This is a genomic window from Rhizobium sp. PRIMUS64 (assembly GCF_023006465.1).
GTDB classification, from domain to species: Bacteria; Pseudomonadota; Alphaproteobacteria; order Rhizobiales; family Rhizobiaceae; genus Rhizobium; species Rhizobium leguminosarum.
Window position 1 is genome coordinate 192,928 of sequence record NZ_JALBGX010000001.1, and the last position, 16,753, is coordinate 209,680.

General features: G+C 60.8%; 17 protein-coding genes. 9 read left to right on the forward strand and 8 right to left on the reverse strand.

The window, feature by feature from the left end:
* Position 1 precedes the first annotated feature (1 nt).
* Entirely contained in the window at positions 2-781 is a 780-nt protein-coding gene (locus tag MOV76_RS00900; RefSeq protein WP_018245588.1) for an SDR family oxidoreductase, read from the reverse strand.
* Positions 781-1,101 carry a nuclear transport factor 2 family protein gene (locus MOV76_RS00905; protein ID WP_018245587.1) on the reverse strand — a complete coding sequence of 107 codons (321 nt, stop codon included), beginning with the start codon at positions 1,099-1,101 and terminating at the stop codon, positions 781-783. Before MOV76_RS00905 ends, MOV76_RS00900 begins: the two co-directional genes overlap by 1 nt.
* Before the next feature lie 94 nt (positions 1,102-1,195).
* Between MOV76_RS00905 and MOV76_RS00910 the strand changes: the two genes are divergently transcribed.
* Complete coding sequence (locus tag MOV76_RS00910; RefSeq protein ID WP_018245586.1) at positions 1,196-2,098, forward strand: LysR family transcriptional regulator; 903 nt, start codon at positions 1,196-1,198, stop codon at positions 2,096-2,098.
* Positions 2,099-2,179: 81 nt separating this feature from the next.
* On the opposite strand, the gene MOV76_RS00915 is transcribed toward MOV76_RS00910, so the two are convergent.
* Positions 2,180-3,406 carry an MFS transporter gene (locus MOV76_RS00915; RefSeq protein ID WP_247263591.1) on the reverse strand — a complete coding sequence of 409 codons (1,227 nt, stop codon included), beginning with the start codon at positions 3,404-3,406 and terminating at the stop codon, positions 2,180-2,182.
* A 118-nt stretch (positions 3,407-3,524) separates the two neighbouring features.
* On the opposite strand from MOV76_RS00915, the gene MOV76_RS00920 reads away from it, so the two are divergent.
* Together MOV76_RS00920 and MOV76_RS00925 are read left to right on the forward strand one after the other, a co-directional pair.
* Positions 3,525-4,115 carry a TetR/AcrR family transcriptional regulator gene (locus tag MOV76_RS00920; RefSeq protein WP_247263592.1) on the forward strand — a complete coding sequence of 197 codons (591 nt, stop codon included), beginning with the start codon at positions 3,525-3,527 and terminating at the stop codon, positions 4,113-4,115.
* Between the two features lie 288 nt (positions 4,116-4,403).
* A complete protein-coding gene (locus MOV76_RS00925) occupies positions 4,404-4,973 on the forward strand; it encodes a nucleoside 2-deoxyribosyltransferase (RefSeq protein WP_247263593.1) in 570 nt (189 codons plus the stop codon).
* A gap of 169 nt (positions 4,974-5,142) precedes the next feature.
* Here the strand turns inward: MOV76_RS00925 and MOV76_RS00930 are convergent, their stop codons facing one another.
* The 3 genes from MOV76_RS00930 to MOV76_RS00940 form a co-directional block, all read right to left on the reverse strand.
* Complete coding sequence (locus MOV76_RS00930; protein WP_018245582.1) at positions 5,143-6,489, reverse strand: SLC13 family permease; 1,347 nt, start codon at positions 6,487-6,489, stop codon at positions 5,143-5,145.
* A gap of 95 nt (positions 6,490-6,584) precedes the next feature.
* Complete coding sequence (locus MOV76_RS00935) at positions 6,585-8,099, reverse strand: malonyl-CoA synthase (RefSeq protein ID WP_018245581.1); 1,515 nt, start codon at positions 8,097-8,099, stop codon at positions 6,585-6,587.
* Positions 8,096-9,484: a malonyl-CoA decarboxylase gene (locus MOV76_RS00940; RefSeq protein ID WP_247263594.1), complete on the reverse strand. Its 1,389-nt coding sequence runs from the start codon at positions 9,482-9,484 to the stop codon at positions 8,096-8,098. Before MOV76_RS00940 ends, MOV76_RS00935 begins: the two co-directional genes overlap by 4 nt.
* Before the next feature lie 163 nt (positions 9,485-9,647).
* Here MOV76_RS00940 and MOV76_RS00945 point away from each other — a divergent pair, with 163 nt between their 5' ends.
* On the forward strand, positions 9,648-10,298 hold the full coding sequence (locus tag MOV76_RS00945) for a GntR family transcriptional regulator (RefSeq protein ID WP_026188687.1): 651 nt from the start codon (positions 9,648-9,650) through the stop codon (positions 10,296-10,298).
* Between the two features lie 179 nt (positions 10,299-10,477).
* Here the strand turns inward: MOV76_RS00945 and MOV76_RS00950 are convergent, their stop codons facing one another.
* Complete coding sequence (locus MOV76_RS00950) at positions 10,478-10,669, reverse strand: hypothetical protein (protein WP_018245578.1); 192 nt, start codon at positions 10,667-10,669, stop codon at positions 10,478-10,480.
* Positions 10,670-10,678: 9 nt separating this feature from the next.
* On the opposite strand from MOV76_RS00950, the gene MOV76_RS00955 reads away from it, so the two are divergent.
* On the forward strand, positions 10,679-11,545 hold the full coding sequence (locus MOV76_RS00955) for a creatininase family protein (protein ID WP_020572897.1): 867 nt from the start codon (positions 10,679-10,681) through the stop codon (positions 11,543-11,545).
* Here the strand turns inward: MOV76_RS00955 and MOV76_RS00960 are convergent.
* Positions 11,508-12,497: a LysR family transcriptional regulator gene (locus MOV76_RS00960; protein ID WP_003562367.1), complete on the reverse strand. Its 990-nt coding sequence runs from the start codon at positions 12,495-12,497 to the stop codon at positions 11,508-11,510. The two genes, MOV76_RS00955 and MOV76_RS00960, sit on opposite strands and share 38 nt — an antisense overlap.
* Positions 12,498-12,681: 184 nt before the next feature.
* On the opposite strand from MOV76_RS00960, the gene MOV76_RS00965 reads away from it, so the two are divergent.
* The 4 genes from MOV76_RS00965 (at position 12,682) to MOV76_RS00980 (ending at position 16,753) form a co-directional block, all read left to right on the forward strand.
* Positions 12,682-13,698 carry an ABC transporter substrate-binding protein gene (locus MOV76_RS00965; RefSeq protein ID WP_018245576.1) on the forward strand — a complete coding sequence of 339 codons (1,017 nt, stop codon included), beginning with the start codon at positions 12,682-12,684 and terminating at the stop codon, positions 13,696-13,698.
* A gap of 75 nt (positions 13,699-13,773) precedes the next feature.
* Positions 13,774-14,598 carry an ABC transporter ATP-binding protein gene (locus MOV76_RS00970; RefSeq protein ID WP_018245575.1) on the forward strand — a complete coding sequence of 275 codons (825 nt, stop codon included), beginning with the start codon at positions 13,774-13,776 and terminating at the stop codon, positions 14,596-14,598.
* Positions 14,598-15,440: an ABC transporter permease gene (locus tag MOV76_RS00975; RefSeq protein ID WP_032981327.1), complete on the forward strand. Its 843-nt coding sequence runs from the start codon at positions 14,598-14,600 to the stop codon at positions 15,438-15,440. Before MOV76_RS00970 ends, MOV76_RS00975 begins: the two co-directional genes overlap by 1 nt.
* The gene (locus MOV76_RS00980; RefSeq protein WP_018245573.1) at positions 15,440-16,753 is read left to right on the forward strand and encodes a cytosine deaminase; all 1,314 of its coding nucleotides are present in this window, start codon (positions 15,440-15,442) and stop codon (positions 16,751-16,753) included. The genes MOV76_RS00975 and MOV76_RS00980 overlap by 1 nt, the downstream gene beginning before the upstream one ends.

Sequence of the window (16,753 nt, forward strand, 5' to 3'; positions counted from 1 at the left end):
CCTAGGCTGTTGGCACTGTCCCTCCATCGATCGTATATTCAGTACCAGTGATCGACGCAGCGCGGTCGGAGGCGAGGAAGGCAATCAGGTTTGCGACCTCGTCCGGTTTTGCCGGACGACCGAGCGGAATGCCGCCCAGCCCATCCATAATGATCTTTTTGCCGCCCTCAAGGTCAGTTCCCGCCTGCTTCGCCAGACGCTCGGCAAGACGGACCGAGGCTTCCGTTTCGATCCAGCCAGGCGACACCCGAACGACCCGGACACCTTTTGGCGACACTTCCTTCGACATCGCCTTGCTGTATGTGGAAAGTGCTGCCTTGGCTGCAGCATAGGCAGTCGTCGATTCCGGAAGCGGCAGGACCCTCTGGATGGATGTAACGTGCACGACCACACCGTTTCCTCGGGTGACCATGTCCGGAACGAGCAGCCGATCCAGTCGGACAGCCGGAAACAGATTGAGCGACAGCTCCTTATGCCAGTCGTCGTCCGACAGTGCAGAAAATCCACCTCCGGCTGCTGAAGAGCCGCCTAGCATATGGACGATGACGTCGACGCCGCGGAGACGTTGACGCACGGCGCCTGCGACGATTGCGCAGCCTTCCTCGGTGGTCAGATCTGCTTCGACGAACAGTTCTTCCGGTAGGTTTTCCGGACGGGCCCGCGCTGTCGTCAGCACCTCTGCGCCGAGCTCCCGAAACAGGCTGACGGTCGCAGCGCCGGCACCTTTGGTCCCAGCCGTGATGAGGACGCGTTTGCCTTCCAAATTGAGAAAGTCAGTCATTATTGGATCTCCAGGCTGACGATCTTGCCGTGTTTGATGGCAAAGTCGTAGGTGAGGGTCACCGGGCTACCGGGAAACTGGCCGCTCACCTTGGCTCGGATGAGCGCTTTGTCACAGTCGACCGTGCATTCCAAAGGTTCAGCAACGTACTGAGCCGCCTTCTTCGCAGCCACCCACCATTCTCGGATTGCGGCGACGCCTTGATGGCGCGCTCGTTCGTCTTCGACGAAGGCTTCGACCGCAAAGGTGTCCAGCAGCGCATTCGCGTCATTGCGACGGTCTGCTTCAAAGTACGTGTTAATGATACCGGGCATATCCATTGTGTTCTCCTCATAACCTAACCGATACTTATCCCTCGACCATTGCATAAATAAGTGGGATAAACCGGCATGCGATGATGAACAGGTCGGGACAATGGAGCTAGCCAGCCTGAAGGAACTTGAAGCGGCCATTGCAATTGCTAGGCGCGGGACTTTTCGAGCAGCGGCCATTGACCTCGGCATGTCCACGACCGCGTTGAGCCACACGATAAGCAGGCTCGAGGCGGGACTTGGCGTGCGGTTGTTCAACCGCACCACCCGCAGTGTCTCGCTGACGGACGCCGGCCGGTTGTTTGTGCAGCAGGTCGCGCCCTCGCTTCAGGAGCTCCATGCTGCTCTGGATCTGGTGCGCTCCCATCGCGAGACTCCTTCCGGAACAATACGGATCAACGCAGCGCCATTTGCGGCGCGCGCCATCATCTCACCGCTCGTGCTGGAGTTCCTGCGCCGCTATCCGGACATGAATGTCGATATCGTTACCGAGGGGAAAATGGTCGATATCGTCAAGGACGGGTTCGATCTGGGCGTCAGGGTTGAAGGCCTCGTTCCCACCGACATGATTGCCGTTTCGCTCGGGCTGCCTCAGCGACACGCTGTCGTCGGGTCTCCTGAGTATTTCAAGAAGCACGGAAGGCCCATAGTGCCTCCGGATCTTCTCAATCACAGATGCATCCGCGTGCGGCTGCCTGACGGCTCCTTATTTCGATGGCGGTTCGAAAAAGACGGCGAGCCGGTGCAGATAGATGTACGGGGGCCAATCGCACTCGATGAGGCCAGCCTTACGCGGACTGCCGTGCTCGAAAGCGCCGGCGTGGGCTACCTCTTTGAACAAGACATACTCTCGGAGATAGAGGCGGGGCGCGTTGTTCGTGTTCTGGAAGATTGGACGCCGCCCTATCCAGGCCTATGCCTCTACTATCCTGGACGCCGAAATCTATCGGCTGGCGTCAGAGCATTTCTCGACTTAGCTCGGGAGTTCTCCCGAAAAGCGGCTTAACCCACTGCCTTCCGCCTTGAACGGTCTCGAACCGTTGGCCGGTGAACCCTCCTGCTTCGTTCCTGTCTACCGCCCGCCCTGCTACTGCGCCGGTTCCAGCATCGCGCAATCTTCCCCGTCGGTGCACTCTCCCGACAGGGTACGCTGACCAAGCGCAATGATAAGGACGGTCGCGGCCCCGGCCGCCGCAGACACCCAGAATCCGCTCTGGGGACCGTAGCTGTCGACGACCCAGCCCGAGACGAAGGCACCAAGCGCCATACCGATGCCGATGCCGGTCATGACCCAGGTGACGCCCTCCGTCAGCACCGATTCCGGTACGCGACGCTCAATCAGTCCGAAGGCAGTTATAAAGGTCGGCGAGATCGCGATGCCGCTGACGAAGACGGCGACAGCAAGCAGCATTACCGAGCTGCCGGCGACGAGAAGCGGCAACGAGGTCAGTGCGAGGATCGCAACAGCGATCAGCAACTGACGATGCAAGGGGATGCGCAGATTAAGCGCGCCGAGGGTCAAACCCACTAGGAAGGAACCGAGGGCATAGACACCGATGACCAGGCTTGCCGCATTCGGCTGACCAAGCTCCTTGGTGATGGCGACAACACTCACCTCAGCGGTTGCGAAGATCGCGCCGACGAAGATCAGCGCGAGCGTGATGATCTGCACTGGACGCTGGCGGATCGCGGAGCCGACCGAAGCTGCGCCGGCGACATGCCGCACCTTCGGCTCGGTGCCGCGCTGCACGATGAAGGCGGCCGTCCCTAGCGCTAGAAAAGCTGTACTCACCATCATGCCGGCTTCCGGGAATAGGGCGACCGCAAGCCCGACGGACAGCGAGGCGCCGGCGATATAGACCAGTTCGTCCGCGGCACTTTCGAACGCGAAGGCCGTGTTGAGCTCGGGCTTGTTGCGAAAGAGTTCCGTCCAGCGCGCCCGCATCAGCGCCGGGATGCTTGGCATGGCCGCCGCGGGGAAGGCCGAGGCGAACAGCGTCCACACCGGCCAATTCTGGTTGGCAGCGGCGATCAGCGCGATGAACGCCAGTACTGACACGATGGTGCTGGGAACGACGACTGCCGTCTGGCCCAGCCGATCGACCGCTCGCGAAATCTGCGGCGAGATCACCGCATTGGTGAGCGCATAGGTCGCCGACACGGCGCCTGCCAGCCAATATTCGCCATGTGCCTGGGAGAGCATGGCGACGATGCCGATCGGCGCCATGGCGATGGGAAGGCGTGCGAAAAAGCCGGCTGCGGAGAAGCCCTTGGCCCCAGGTGCCGCGAATATTTGTTTATACGGATTTGACATGGGACGATCCTTCCAGCTATCGGATAGAACACTTATATACGAAGCGTATGTGTCTAGATAATGCATACGTCCCGTATGTCAATGAAAAAGATACGCGGCGTATGTCAATGGAGTAGCCATGCGCAAACCGCGCCAGGAGATGATCGCAGAGACCCGCGGCAAACTTATCGCAGCCGGGCGGCGTGCCTTTGGCACGATCGGCTACGCGGAAGCTTCGATGGACGATTTCACCGGCGAAGCGGGACTGACGCGCGGGGCCCTCTATCACCATTTCGGTGACAAGAGGGGCCTGCTCCAGGCCGTCATCATGGAAATCGACGCGGAAATGACTGAACGGCTGAATGAGGTCTCGGCCGCCGCTCCCACGCGCTGGCAGGGCTTTGTCGATGAGTGCTCCGCTTATATCGAAATGGCGCTTGAGCCCGAAATCCAGCGCATCATGTTTCGCGATGGCCCTGCCGTACTCGGCGATATCTCGCAATGGCAGAACACCCCCGGCTGTATCGCCGCCCTCTCTCGCAGCCTCGACCGTCTCAAGGCCGATGGCGAGATCATCGACATCGACACCGAAACCGCCGCTCGCCTCATCAATGGCGCCAGCAGCCATATGGCGCTGTGGATCGCCAATGCGGAGAATCCGGAGGCCGTTTCGAGGCGGGCGGTCGCGGGGTTCAAGGCTATGTTGGGGAGCCTACGCAGACAGGAATGAGGTGTTTGATTCCCCGCTCAGTCGCCGCGGGCAGTTCATTGCGCACCGTGTTGACGTCGAGCGGGGCCGCGCCGCCAACATTGACATCGAGCACGAGCAGGCCTGACGTGGCGATGGCACCGCGTTGCCTATGCTGCACTTACAATCTGCAGCACGGCGGCGTGATCTCTACGCGTGCAGATACGCGCTGCGGCATGGGTGGTTTCGCCCACTGGATTGTGATCCTACTTCGCTGTAGAGCGAGGGAGGTATTTTGATGCCAAGCCCATCCCTTTTAGGTGCGATTCTATGACAAAAAAAGTTTATCTCGCCGGTCCGGAGGTCTTCCTTCCCAACGCCCGTGAAATGCTCGACCGCAAGGCGGGACTTGCCCGTGAGGCGGGACTTATCCCCCTCTCGCCCGGCGATCTGGAAATCCCGCACACGAACTCGAAGCGAGAGCGGGCGGCTGCGATAAACGCGGTGGACGAGAAGATGATGATTGAGGCTGACGCGATCATCGCCAATCTGACGCCCTTTCGTGGCATTGCCGCGGATACAGGGACGGCCTTCGAACTCGGCTTTATGTGCGCAAGCGGTAAGCCTGTGTTCGCCTATACGAATGTGGCCCGCGATCACAGCGGGCGGGTGAGCGATCTTTATGGCGGGGCCGTCGCCTATGATGCTGAAGGTCGACTGCGGGACCCGAATGGAATTGCGATCGAGGATTTCGGGCTGGCCGACAATCTGATGCTGCACGCCGGGATTGAGCGGCGCGGTGGCGTCCTCATCATCGGAGACGCGGCGCGGGATGCGCTCTATACGGATCTCACGGCGTTCAAGGCGTGTCTTGCCGTCGCCGTTGAGAAACTGCGCTAAGGCGCCGAATGATAAGACGTCCTTCTAGTTGGCAAGAGCTGGCCCCCCGCTTCACGCCGGATCGCTCTCCCTTGAAAACGTTTTTCCCCGTTTCCGTGATCGGGACATCCACGGTCTCCAAGTGTGCCGAACAGGGCTCGGCACACTTTTCGCTGGGAGCAGCCCGTCGTCAAACCAGCCCGGGCACGACGAACACCAACCAGGCAACGATCGGACCGATGATAGCGATCAAGGCGCTGTAGATCAGTAGCTGTCGCAACACCTGCTCACGGCTGTCGTCCGGCGCATTGGCGACGACAAGGGCGCCGTTGGTGGAGAATGGGCTGGTGTCGACGATCGTCGTCGAGATGGCGATCGCCGCGACCACACCGATGGCGCTGATGTGCCCTTGCAGGAGGAACGGAACGGCAAGCGGGATGATCGCGCCGAGCAGCGCGGTCGAGGAAGCAAAGGCCGAGACGATGGCGCCCGTAAAGCAAAGCAGAAGCGCCACCAGTAGCGGCATGCCGAGACTGGATATGCCATTCGCCACGTAGTCGACCGTACCGGCCTTCTCCATGACGCCGACATAGGTGATGATGCCGGCAATCAGCAGCACGGTCGACCAACTGACCTTGTCGATTGCGGCCTTCTGGGTCTTCGGTGACAGCAGCGCGAGGACGACGGCGACGGTCATGGCGACGAGGCCAACATTGAACTTGAAAACCAGGGCGCCGATGCCGAGCGCCGTCAGGCCGATCAAGGTGGTAATTCTCTCATTGTTCAGACGCAACGTCGTCGCGGTATCGGCCGCCGTACCATAGGCATGCTCTCTGATCGGTTTTGCAGGCGTGCCGCCGTGGCCCCTGATCGACGCCGATACGCCCTCGGGATGGAGTTCGGGCAAGGGGCCAAGTGATGCGGGATCGTGCTTCATCACCCTCGCGCCACCGAACACGAAGAAGACCAGCACCGCGATCGCCAGGTTAAAGAAGAAGCTGGAAAGAAACAGCGAGGTCGGAGCGAAAGGCAGGCCGGCCTTCGCAACGATCTGGTTGGTGATTCCGCCATAGATGCTGATCGGCGAGAAGCCGCCTGCCTGCGCGCCGTGGATCACCATCAGACCCATCATCACCGGATGAATGCGGTACTGCACTGCAAAGCTCAACGCGACGGGTGCGAGAATGGCGACTGCAGCAGGCCCAAGTGCGCCGAAGCCAGTAATGATGGCGGCGACCAGGAACATCACCCAGGGAATCAAGCCGATCCGCCCGCGCACCAGGCGGACGGCACATTCGACGAGCCAGTCGATCGTGCCGTTGATCTGCGCTATGGCGAAGAGGTAGGTGACGGCGACGAGCGTCAGGAACAGATCACTCGGAAAGCCGGCAAATATATCGTTGGTTTTCATCCCGATGATCATGGAGCCGAGCACGAAGGCGCCGGCAAAAGCGAGCGCACCCATGTTGATTGGCTGGATCGTCGCAATGATGAACATGGCGATCAGCAGGCCTATGGACAGTAATTCAATACCCATGATTCCCCTCCCTCCGACGCCTCCGCGTCGCAGTTGCTGTTTTCAAGATTGATGCGGGATGTCGACGCACCCTCCTCCCAGAGGGCGCGGTCCTCTTACGTCCTGGTGTAAAGATCGGCGTATTGCTGCCGCAGGATGTTTTTCTGAACCTTGCCCATCGTGTTGCGCGGCAAGTCTTCGGCAAAGATGATGCGCTTGGGTTGTTTGTAGCGCGCGAGCCGGTCCTGGAGGGCGCTGACGATGGCCTTTTCATCGAGGACAGCGCCGGGTTTGCGCACGACGACGGCGGTCACGCCTTCTCCGAAATCGGGATGCGGCACGCCGATCACAGCGCTCTCAACCACACCCTCGATCTGGTCGATCTCGCCCTCCACCTCTTTCGGATAGATGTTGTATCCACCGGAAATCACCAGATCCTTGCCGCGGCCGACGATGTGGACATAACCGTCCCGGTCGATCTTGCCGAGATCGCCGCTGATGAAGAAACCGTCGGCGGTGAATTCGGCCGCGGTTTTTTCGGGCATGCGCCAATAGCCCTTGAAAACGTTCGGCCCCTTGATCTCGATCATGCCTGTTTCTTCAGGCGGCAGCGCGAGCCCGGTGGCGGGATCGGTGACGCGCACCGTCACATCAGGCAGCGGGAAGCCGACCGTTCCGGCAATCCGTTTCCCCTCATAAGGGTTGGACGTGTTCATATTGGTTTCCGTCATGCCGTAGCGCTCGAGAATGGCGTGACCGGTACGTGCCTGGAACTCGGTATGTGTTTCTGCAAGCAGTGGAGCCGAACCGGAAATGAAGAGGCGGATGTTGGCGACTGCTTGCTTGTCGAGGCGCGGGCTTTGCAGGAGGCGCACGTAGAAGGTCGGCACGCCCATCAGCATCGTTGCCTGCGGCATCAGCGACAGGATCTCCTCCGGGTCGAACTTCGACAGCAGGAACATCGAGGCGCCGGCGAGCAGTGTGACGTTAGTGGCGACGAACAGCCCATGCGTGTGGAAGATAGGCAAGGCATGGATCAGTCGATCGCCGGCGGTGACGCGCCAAAAATCTCGCAAGGTCAGGGCGTTCGAGAGCAGGTTCCCATGCGTGAGCATCGCCCCCTTGGAGCGTCCCGTCGTTCCCGAGGTGTAGAGGATCGCAGCCAGATCATCGGCGGAGCGCGAGGCATCGACAAAGTCAGCCGGCTCATCGCGGGCGAGATCCAGCAACGAGCCGCTGCCATCAGCGTCGAGAGTTTCGACGATCGCACCGCGGGGCTTGGCGATTGTCTCCACGCCCGCCCGAGCCGACGATGCGACAACCACCAAACGCGGCTCCGCATCGCCGATAAAATAATCGAGCTCAGCCAGCGTATAGGCGGTGTTGAGCGGCAGGTAGACGGCGCCGCTTCGAAGACAGGCGAGATAGAGGATCAATGCCTCGGCACTTTTCTCGACCTGCACCGCAACGCGGTCGCCGGGGCGAATGCCGAGCGTGTCCATCGCGCCGGCAATGCGGCCGGAAAGAGCGACGGCGTCGTCATAGGTCCATGTGCGCGTGTTATCGATCCGGATGAATGGTGCGTTACCGGGCGCGGCGGCCCGCATGGCGTCGAAAAGATGGTTGCTCACTTTCGCCCTCCTCCAAGCGTTGAGTTCACTATCTGTGCGAATGGCCGGGAGCCTTGCTGGCCATTGCCGCCGCTGCGGCTTTCGTCGTTCTGGTTGAGCAGGCTTTTGACAGCAGGCGAGGCAATCACTTCGCCGCGCTGCGCCAGAGCCTCGTGGTTGGCCACGATGTCGTCGAGCTTGTAGAGATAGTTGACCATCAGGCCGTGTGCCTGCTGCATCGCCTTTGCCGAGCGGTCGCCAAGAAAATTCAGTCTTTCAAGTCGAGCGCCGTTGCCGAGATGGAAGCGGGCGACCGGATCGACGGGGCGGCCCTCCGGCGTCCGTTCGACCAGGAAATAGCGCGCCGCAAGAGGCAGCAGCACGCGCTCCACTTCGGTCGCCGTCTTCTTGTCGTCGGGCCAGTTCGGATCGTCCAGCGCCGTCAGCGTTTCCGGGCGCGCCTTGGCAAGCCAGCGGGCAAAGCCTGGAACGGGCGATAGCGTGACGAAGTTCTTCAGGCCGGGCAGGTCTCGGCGCAGATCTTCAACGACCTGTTTGATCAGGAAGTTGCCGAACGAGATCCCACGCAAGCCATCCTGGCAGTTGGAGATCGAATAGAAGACGGCCGTCGTCGCCTCGTCGGCGTTGATCTGCTCCCTGCCCTCGTCGAGCACATCCCCGATCGCGCGGGGCACCGATCGTGTGAGCGCCACCTCGACGAACACCAGCGGCTCGTCGGCTAGTCGGGGGTGGAAAAAGGCAAAGCAACGGCGGTCGGCCGGCGCCAATCGCCGACGCAATTCCTCCCAGCCGGCGATCTCGTGCACCGCCTCGTATTTGATGATCTTTTCCAGGATGTAAGCCGGCGTCATCCAGTCGATGGGCCGCAGCGTCAAGAAGCCGCGATTGAACCAGGAGCCGAACAGATGCGTGAAGTCGGCGTCAAGCGCGTGATAACCTGCGGATTGATCTTTGGAAGCAAGCAGCTGCTGGCGCATCCGGACGAGCTTGGCGGTGCCGTTCGGCGCGTGATTCAATCGGCGCAGAAGCTCCTGTCGCCGCGGCTCGGCTGCCTGGTGGAGAGCAATGATCGCGGCAGAGCTTTTGTCAGCGCGGTATTTATCAATCGCTTGGTCGAGCTTGGTTGTGTCAGGCCCGAACTTTTCATGCAGCATAAGGAGGAATTTCTGCGCGCCCTCGCTCTCGAGCGCGCCCCAGCGATCGAGTATCTCGGCGGCAAGCGCCATGCCCGAGGCCTCGCCCCGGCTCGACAGCAGCATTTCACAGAGTGTCTGGAGATCGACCTTGGCTGCGACCTGCGTGGCGCGCGCGCCGGAAAACAGGAGCTGGCGTCCGCGATCCGTGATGCTCTGCAGCATGTCGGTGAAGAAGGAAGCCTCAGACATGCCATTTCTCCTCTCTTCCGCCGGCCAGCCAGGTGCGGACCTTTTTGACGGCTGCTTCCCATCCTCGGGTTTCACCGGTAGTATGTAGAATGCCACTCTTCGTACACGAGGTCAACAATCGTGTATACAAGAATAGCATTTGTGTATGAGGAAAGTGAAACGAATGTCCGAGAATGTCGGCCGATGGCTTCGGGATGAGATTGAAAATTCAATTCTTTCCAACGAGTTCTCTCCCGGTGAGCGGCTCGACGAAACGGTGCTTGCGACGCGTTTCGGGGTCTCCCGCACGCCGGTGCGCGAGGCGCTGATGCAGCTCGATGCCATTGGTCTCATCGAAATTCGACCGCGCAGAGGTGCTGTTGTCATCGATCCGGGGCCGCACCGCGTCTATGAGATGTTCGAAGTTATGGCGGAACTGGAGGGCCTGGCCGGGTCGCTCGCCGCACGGCGGCTGGACAAGACCTCTCGAGAAGCGATCACGGCCACCCACGGCCGCTGTGAGCAATCAGCCGCTGCCGGTGACAGTGATGCCTATTATTACGACAATGAGGAGTTCCATAAGGCCATCTACGCCGCCGGCCGAAGCGATTTCCTTGAGCAGCAATGTCTGCAATTGCATCGACGCCTGCGGCCTTATCGCCGCCTCCAACTACGTGTGCGCAACCGCCTGTCGACGTCCTTCTTGGAACATTGCGCCATCGTCGATGCGATCTTTGCCGGAGATGGAGATGAGGCCCGCCGGCTGCTGCGGGGTCATGTCGGCATTCAGGGCGAGAGGTTCAGCGATCTGGTCGCGAGCATGGCGGCCAGATGAGGCTCTAGCGCATAACCCCGAAAATCGGAACCGAATTTCGGAGAGGATTATGCGCAAATTCAAAGAGATAGAGCGCCCTTAACGCGTCTGAAAGACGCGCGGCGCTCTAGGCGTGGTGCTTCCAGATCGAATGCAACGGTCATCAGATAGGGCGAACCATCTCGCTGCCATCCCGCGAGTTAGTTCTTCATTGCGCCACCGGCGGCCACGATATCGTCTGGCGTATCGACGTCGAGGCTGCGAGCCACATATTCAATGAAGTTGCCTTGGATGCGGAAGCGTCGGCGCAGCGTCTCGTCGATGCGGTTGCCGACCATGCCTACGCCGGAGGAGTAACGCCCGCTGATGCGTACGAAAAAAAGCAGCGCCATGCGCAAAAAATGATGCTTTTCCGGCTTATCTTTATTCCCTACTCCCTATCGAAGCAGGTGACGAAAAGGGAAGACCGCATGGCTACGCCGTTTTACTGGAACGAGCTCAATACATACGATTTTGCCGGCCTCTCCCCCGAGACCACGATTGCCGTTCTGCCTATCGCCTCGACGGAACAGCACGGCCCGCATCTGCCGATCGCAACGGATGTCGCCATCGCGACCGGCATGCTGGCGGAGCTGAAGAGGCAGCGGCCGGAGGATCTGGATATCCTGGTCCTTCCGACACAGGAGATCGGCAAGGCCAACGAACACATCTACGGCCCCGGCACGCTGTCGCTCAGTGCCGAGCTGCTCATCCCCGTCTGGACGGCGATTGGTGCGAAGGTTGCCGAAGCCGGGCTGCGGAAGATGGTGATCGTCAATTCCCACGGCGGCAATGTCGACATCATGAGCATCGTCGCGCGCGAACTGCGCGTGCGCCATCAAATGGCGGTGGTCTCCACCCAATGGGGCCGTTTCGGTCATCCGGAAGGTATGGTCAGCGATCACGAGAGCAAATACGGCATCCACGGCGGCGATGTCGAGACGTCGTTGATGCTGCACTTCCGCCCCGAACTGGTGCGCATGGACAAGGCCCAAAATTTTACCTCGAAGGCCGAAGGGATGCGGGAGCAATCCAAATTTCTTCAGCCTCTGCCGCCGCATTCGCTGGCCTGGATCGCGCATGACCTCAATCCCTTCGGCGTTGTCGGCGATGCCTCGATCGCCAAAGCCGAAAAGGGCGAGGCGATCTGCCGCCATCAGGTCAAGGGGTTTGTCGAGCTGCTCCAGGATCTCAAGGCCTATCCGCTTTCGAATCTCTATGTGAAATAGGCTCAGCCGCGGGTTTCACATCCGGTGGGATATGACCCTTGGCCTGCAATTCCTGCACCAGGCCGAGCAGTTCGGCGAGCAGATATTCGACGAAAAGGCTGGTGGCCGCGTCGAGGGGCGCGCGGGCGCGGGCAAACAGCTTCATCTGCTGGTAACGCGCATGCGGCTCGGCGATCGGCCGGAAGACCAGTTCACCGCGCCGGCATTCGGTGATGACGTCGAGCGGATTGAGCAGCGTCAGCCCCGTGCCGCATTTGACGAGCTGTTTCAGCATCTCCGATGCATTGGTTTCCAGCACCGGCTCGACCGAGATGGGCAGGCGCGCAAAAGCAAGGTTGATCACCTCGCGCAGGCTGGTGCCCGGCTGCGCCAGAACCAGTTTTTCCTGGGTGACATCGGCGAGGTTGATCGGTCCGGGACCGATCAGGTGATGCCCCGGCGGCAGCACGACACCGATCGGGATATCGAAATTTCCAAGCGTGCGGATGCCCGGCGTGGCGGGGATGTTGAAGCCGAGACCGATATCCACTTCGCCTGATACAACGGGGCTGGCCGTCGTGCCGCCGGTATCGTTGCGCAGCTGGACGAAGACGCGCGGATGTTCTGAAAGAAAGCGCGCGATGATTTCGGGCAGAGGCCCGGCGGCAAGCCCAACGGTCGTCACCATGCGCACCTTTCCCGCCTGCTGCATCTTGAGGCTGCGGATGCGCCCCTCGAGGCGCTCGTAATTCTTCAGCACGTCCCGGATATGCTCGATACAGAGTTCGCCAGCCGCCGTCAGCCGCAGGCCACGCGGCAGCCGCTCGAAAAGCGGCGCCCCGATCTCCTCCTCCAGCGCCAAAATCTGCCTGTTGACCGCCGAAGACGCCACGTTGAGGCGCGCGGCCGCCTTGCGGATCGAACCGCAACGGGCGATCTCATTGATGTAAAGAAGGCGTCTGGAGTGCAACATGATCTCTCCAATGCATAAATTTTGCGCAGGACGCACAAATTATCTTCAGCTTTCCCAGAGATGCCGAAAAGGCATCAATGCGCACGAATTTTGATGCTTTTCAAAGCGCATGGCAATGGCTCAAATTCCCTCAAAAGGGAGCCGAGCAAGGCGTCCCTCGACCACAAAAGGGGAACTGCCGACCATGTTGAAAGCACTGATGAAGACGCAATTCCTGAGCTGCCTCGGCCTCGCTTCGATGCTTGCCGCCGCCTCGCCGGCGCTTGCCCTCGACAAGGTGAGCTACGGGACGAACTGGCTTGCCCAGGCGGAACATGGCGGCTTCTACCAAGCCGTTGCCGACGGCACCTATGCAAAATACGGCCTCGACGTCACCATCGTCCAGGGCGGCCCGAATGCTGCAAACAGCGCGCTGCTGATATCCGGCAAGCTCGATTTCTACATGGGCGGCCCTCAGGGCGAAATATCCGCCGTCGAACAGGGCATTCCGCTGGTCGATGTCGCCGCGATCTTCCAAAAGGATCCGCAGGTGCTGATCGCCCATCCGGACAATGGCGTCGACAAGTTCGAGGACCTCGCCAAGCTGAAAACGCTGTTCCTCAGCAAGGACGGCTACCTCACCTATTTCGAATGGATGAAGGCAAACTTCAAAGGTTTCAAGGACGAGCAGTACAAGCCCTATAACTTCAGTCCCGCCCCCTTCCTCGCAGACAAGGACTCTGCCCAGCAGGGGTACCTGACCTCCGAACCTTACGAGATCCAGAAGCAGGCAGGCTTCGAGCCGAAGGTCTTCCTGCTCGCCGACAACGGCTACTCGCCCTATTCGACGATGATCACGACAACACAGGCGATGATCGACAGCAAGTCCGATGTCGTGCAGCGCTTCGTCGATGCCTCGATCGAGGGCTGGTACAACTACCTCCATGGCGACAACAGCAAGGCGAACGAGCTGATCAAGAAGGATAATCCTGAAATGACGGATGGCCAGCTCGCCTACTCGATCGCCAAGATGAAGGAATACGGCATCATCGAATCCGGCGACAGCCTCGACAAGGGCATCGGCTGCATCACCGATGCGCACTACAAGACGTTCTTCAACGAGATGGTGGCGATCAAGGTCTTCAAGCCGGAGACGGATTACACCAAAGCGTTTACGACGAAGTTCGTCTGCAAGAGCACCGGTGTGGCACTGAAGAAGTAGGCCGACCGACGGCTCTCCCCTGGTCCGCCATTGAGGACGTGGCGGGCCGTATCCTCCCGCATGAACGAGACAGCAATGCTCCCAGCAGACATCCAGGCGGTATCCCCGAAAGAGACGCGCAAGCGGCCGCTTGTTGTCATGCAGTCGGTCTCGAAGGTCTTTTCCAGCGGCACTGTCGCTCTTTCGAACATGTCGCTCACGGTCGAAAGCGGCGAGTTTGTCAGCCTGCTCGGCCCTTCCGGCTGCGGCAAGTCGACGGCGCTGCGCATCATAGCCGGTCTCGGCGATGTCACCTCGGGAACGATCGACTGGCCGAGTTCGCGCATCAATTCCAGAGGTCTGCCGGAGGGCGATATCGGCTTTGTCTTCCAGGAGCCGACGTTGATGCCCTGGAAGAACGTGTTCGACAACGTCCATCTGCCGCTGAGGTTGAGGCGCGTTTCGAAGGCAGCCGCGCATGATCAGATCATGGAAGTGCTGACCACTGTCGGCCTTCAGGATTTTGCCAAGGCCTATCCGCGCGAACTTTCCGGCGGCATGAAGATGCGCGTCTCGATCGCCCGTGCGCTGGTGACGAAGCCGAAGCTGCTGCTGATGGACGAGCCTTTCGCCGCGCTCGATGAGATCACCCGCCAGAAACTCAACGACGACGTGCTGCGGCTGTGGAAGGCGACCGGCATTACGGTGATTTTCGTGACGCATTCGGTCTTCGAGTCCGCCTATCTCTCGAACCGCATCGTCGTGATGAAGGCAAGGCCCGGGCGCGTGCATGCCGACGTCCCGCTGATCACCAGCCTCGAACGCGACGCGCACTACCGCACCTCGGAAGAATACCGCAAGGCCTGCGAAACGGTATCGCATTCGCTGATCGGGGCGATCAATTCGGCAGGGGATCATTGATGAGTGATGAAACAGACACATCGCCGCTGCTCGTTAAGGGTACCGCAAGCGCAAGGCGCCGCGATCTTGCGCTGCGCATCGCAATCCCCTTCCTCGTCATCGCTCTGTTGATCCTCGTCTGGTACGCCTATGTGAAACTGTCGGGCGTGCCGCCCTATATCCTGCCAGGACCGGCCGCTGTGGCAAATGCCTTCGTGACGGATTGGGGTACGCTCGCCCCTGCCCTCTGGGTCACCACCAAGATCACCTTCATGTCGCTGATGCTGGCGCTTGTCGGCGGCGTCGGCTTTGCGATCTTCCTGGTGCAATCGCGCTGGGTCGAGCTTGCCTTCTATCCCCTTGCCGTCATCCTGCAGGTAACGCCGATCGTGGCGATCTCGCCGCTGATCCTGATCTACGCTCCCTCCACGCAGGTCGCGCTCCTCATCTGCGCCTTCCTCGTCGCATTCTTCCCGATCCTGTCGAACATGGTGCAGGGCCTGAAGAGCGTCGACCATAACCTCATCAACCTCTTCGAGCTCTATGGCGCCTCGCGCTGGCAGACGCTGATCCATCTGAAGATCCCGGCCGCCCAGCCCTATTTCATGACCGGTCTTCGCATCGGCGGCGGGCTCGCGCTGATCGCCGCCGTCGTCGCTGAATTTGCTGCAGGCTCGGCCGGTGCCGGCTCCGGCCTCGCCTTCCGCCTGCTCGAAGCGCAGTACCGGATGAACATCCCGCGCCTCTTCGCAGCGCTGTTGATGCTCTCCATGCTTGGGGTAGCGATCTTCGGCCTCACCACCCTCATTGCCTGGCTGAGCCTTCACCGCTGGCATGAAAGCAGCATCAAACGGGAAAACTGATGACTTATTCTTTCATATCCCCGCCAAATGCGGCCCGCTTCGTGCTGAGCAATGCGACAGTGCCCGTCGTCACCCTCGAGCATGTCGACGTGCCAATCACCGAGGGACTGGCCACGGTCGATATCGTCATCAGCGACGGCATGATTGCAGCCATCCGGCCGGCCGGCGCCGCACCCGCCGATTATGCCAGGATCGATCTCAAGGACGGCATGGTCTGGCCGTGTTTTGCCGATATCCATACTCATCTCGACAAAGGCCATATCTGGCCACGCCAGGCCAATCCCGACGGCAGCTTCATGGGCGCGCTCGATGCCGTCAGGGCCGACCGGGAAGCCAACTGGTCGGCCGCGGACGTCAAACGGCGCATGGAATTCTCGCTCCGCTCCGCCTATGCCCATGGGACCAGCCTGATCCGCACGCACCTGGATTCGCTTGCGCCCCAGCATCGCATCTCCTTCGAAGTTTTTGACGAAATCCGGGATGCCTGGAAGGACAGGATCGCGCTGCAGGCGGTCGCCCTCTTCCCGCTGGATGCCATGGCAGACAGCACCTTCTTTGCCGATCTCGTCACGGTCATCCGGCAGACCGGCGGCCTGCTTGGCGGCGTCACCAGGATGGGGCCGGAGCTTGTCTGGCAGCTCGACACGCTCTTCAGGACTGCCGCGGAGCATGGCCTGGATGTCGATCTGCATGTGGACGAGACGGATGATCGCGGCGCCGAGACACTGAAGGCAATCGCCGAGGCCGTGCTGCGCAACGGGTTCGAGGGCAAGGTGACCGCCGGCCATTGCTGCTCGCTCGCCCGCCAGGACGAAGACACCGCCGCGCGCACCGTCGCGTTGGTCGCCAAGGCAGGTATCGCGGTCATCGCACTGCCGATGTGCAACATGTATCTACAGGATCGCTATCCCGGCCGCACCCCGCGCTGGCGCGGCGTCACGCTGTTCAAGGAGCTGGCCGCTGCCGGTGTCGCGACCGCGGTCGCATCCGACAATACGCGTGACCCCTTCTATGCTTATGGCGATCTCGATCCAGTGGAGGTCTTCCGCGAGGCCGTGAGGATTCTGCATCTCGACCATCCGCTCGATACTGCCGCCCGCGTCGTCACCACCTCGCCCGCCGCCATCGTCGGACGGTCGGACAAGGGCCGTATCGCCGCCGGCGATCCGGCCGATCTCGTGCTCTTCAGCGCGCGGCGCTGGAGTGAATTCCTGTCCCGTCCGCAGTCTGACCGCGTCGTGCTTCGCCGCGGCAAGGTGATCGACCGCAGCCTGCCGGATTACCGTGAACTCGATAACGTCGTTGGAGCCTGA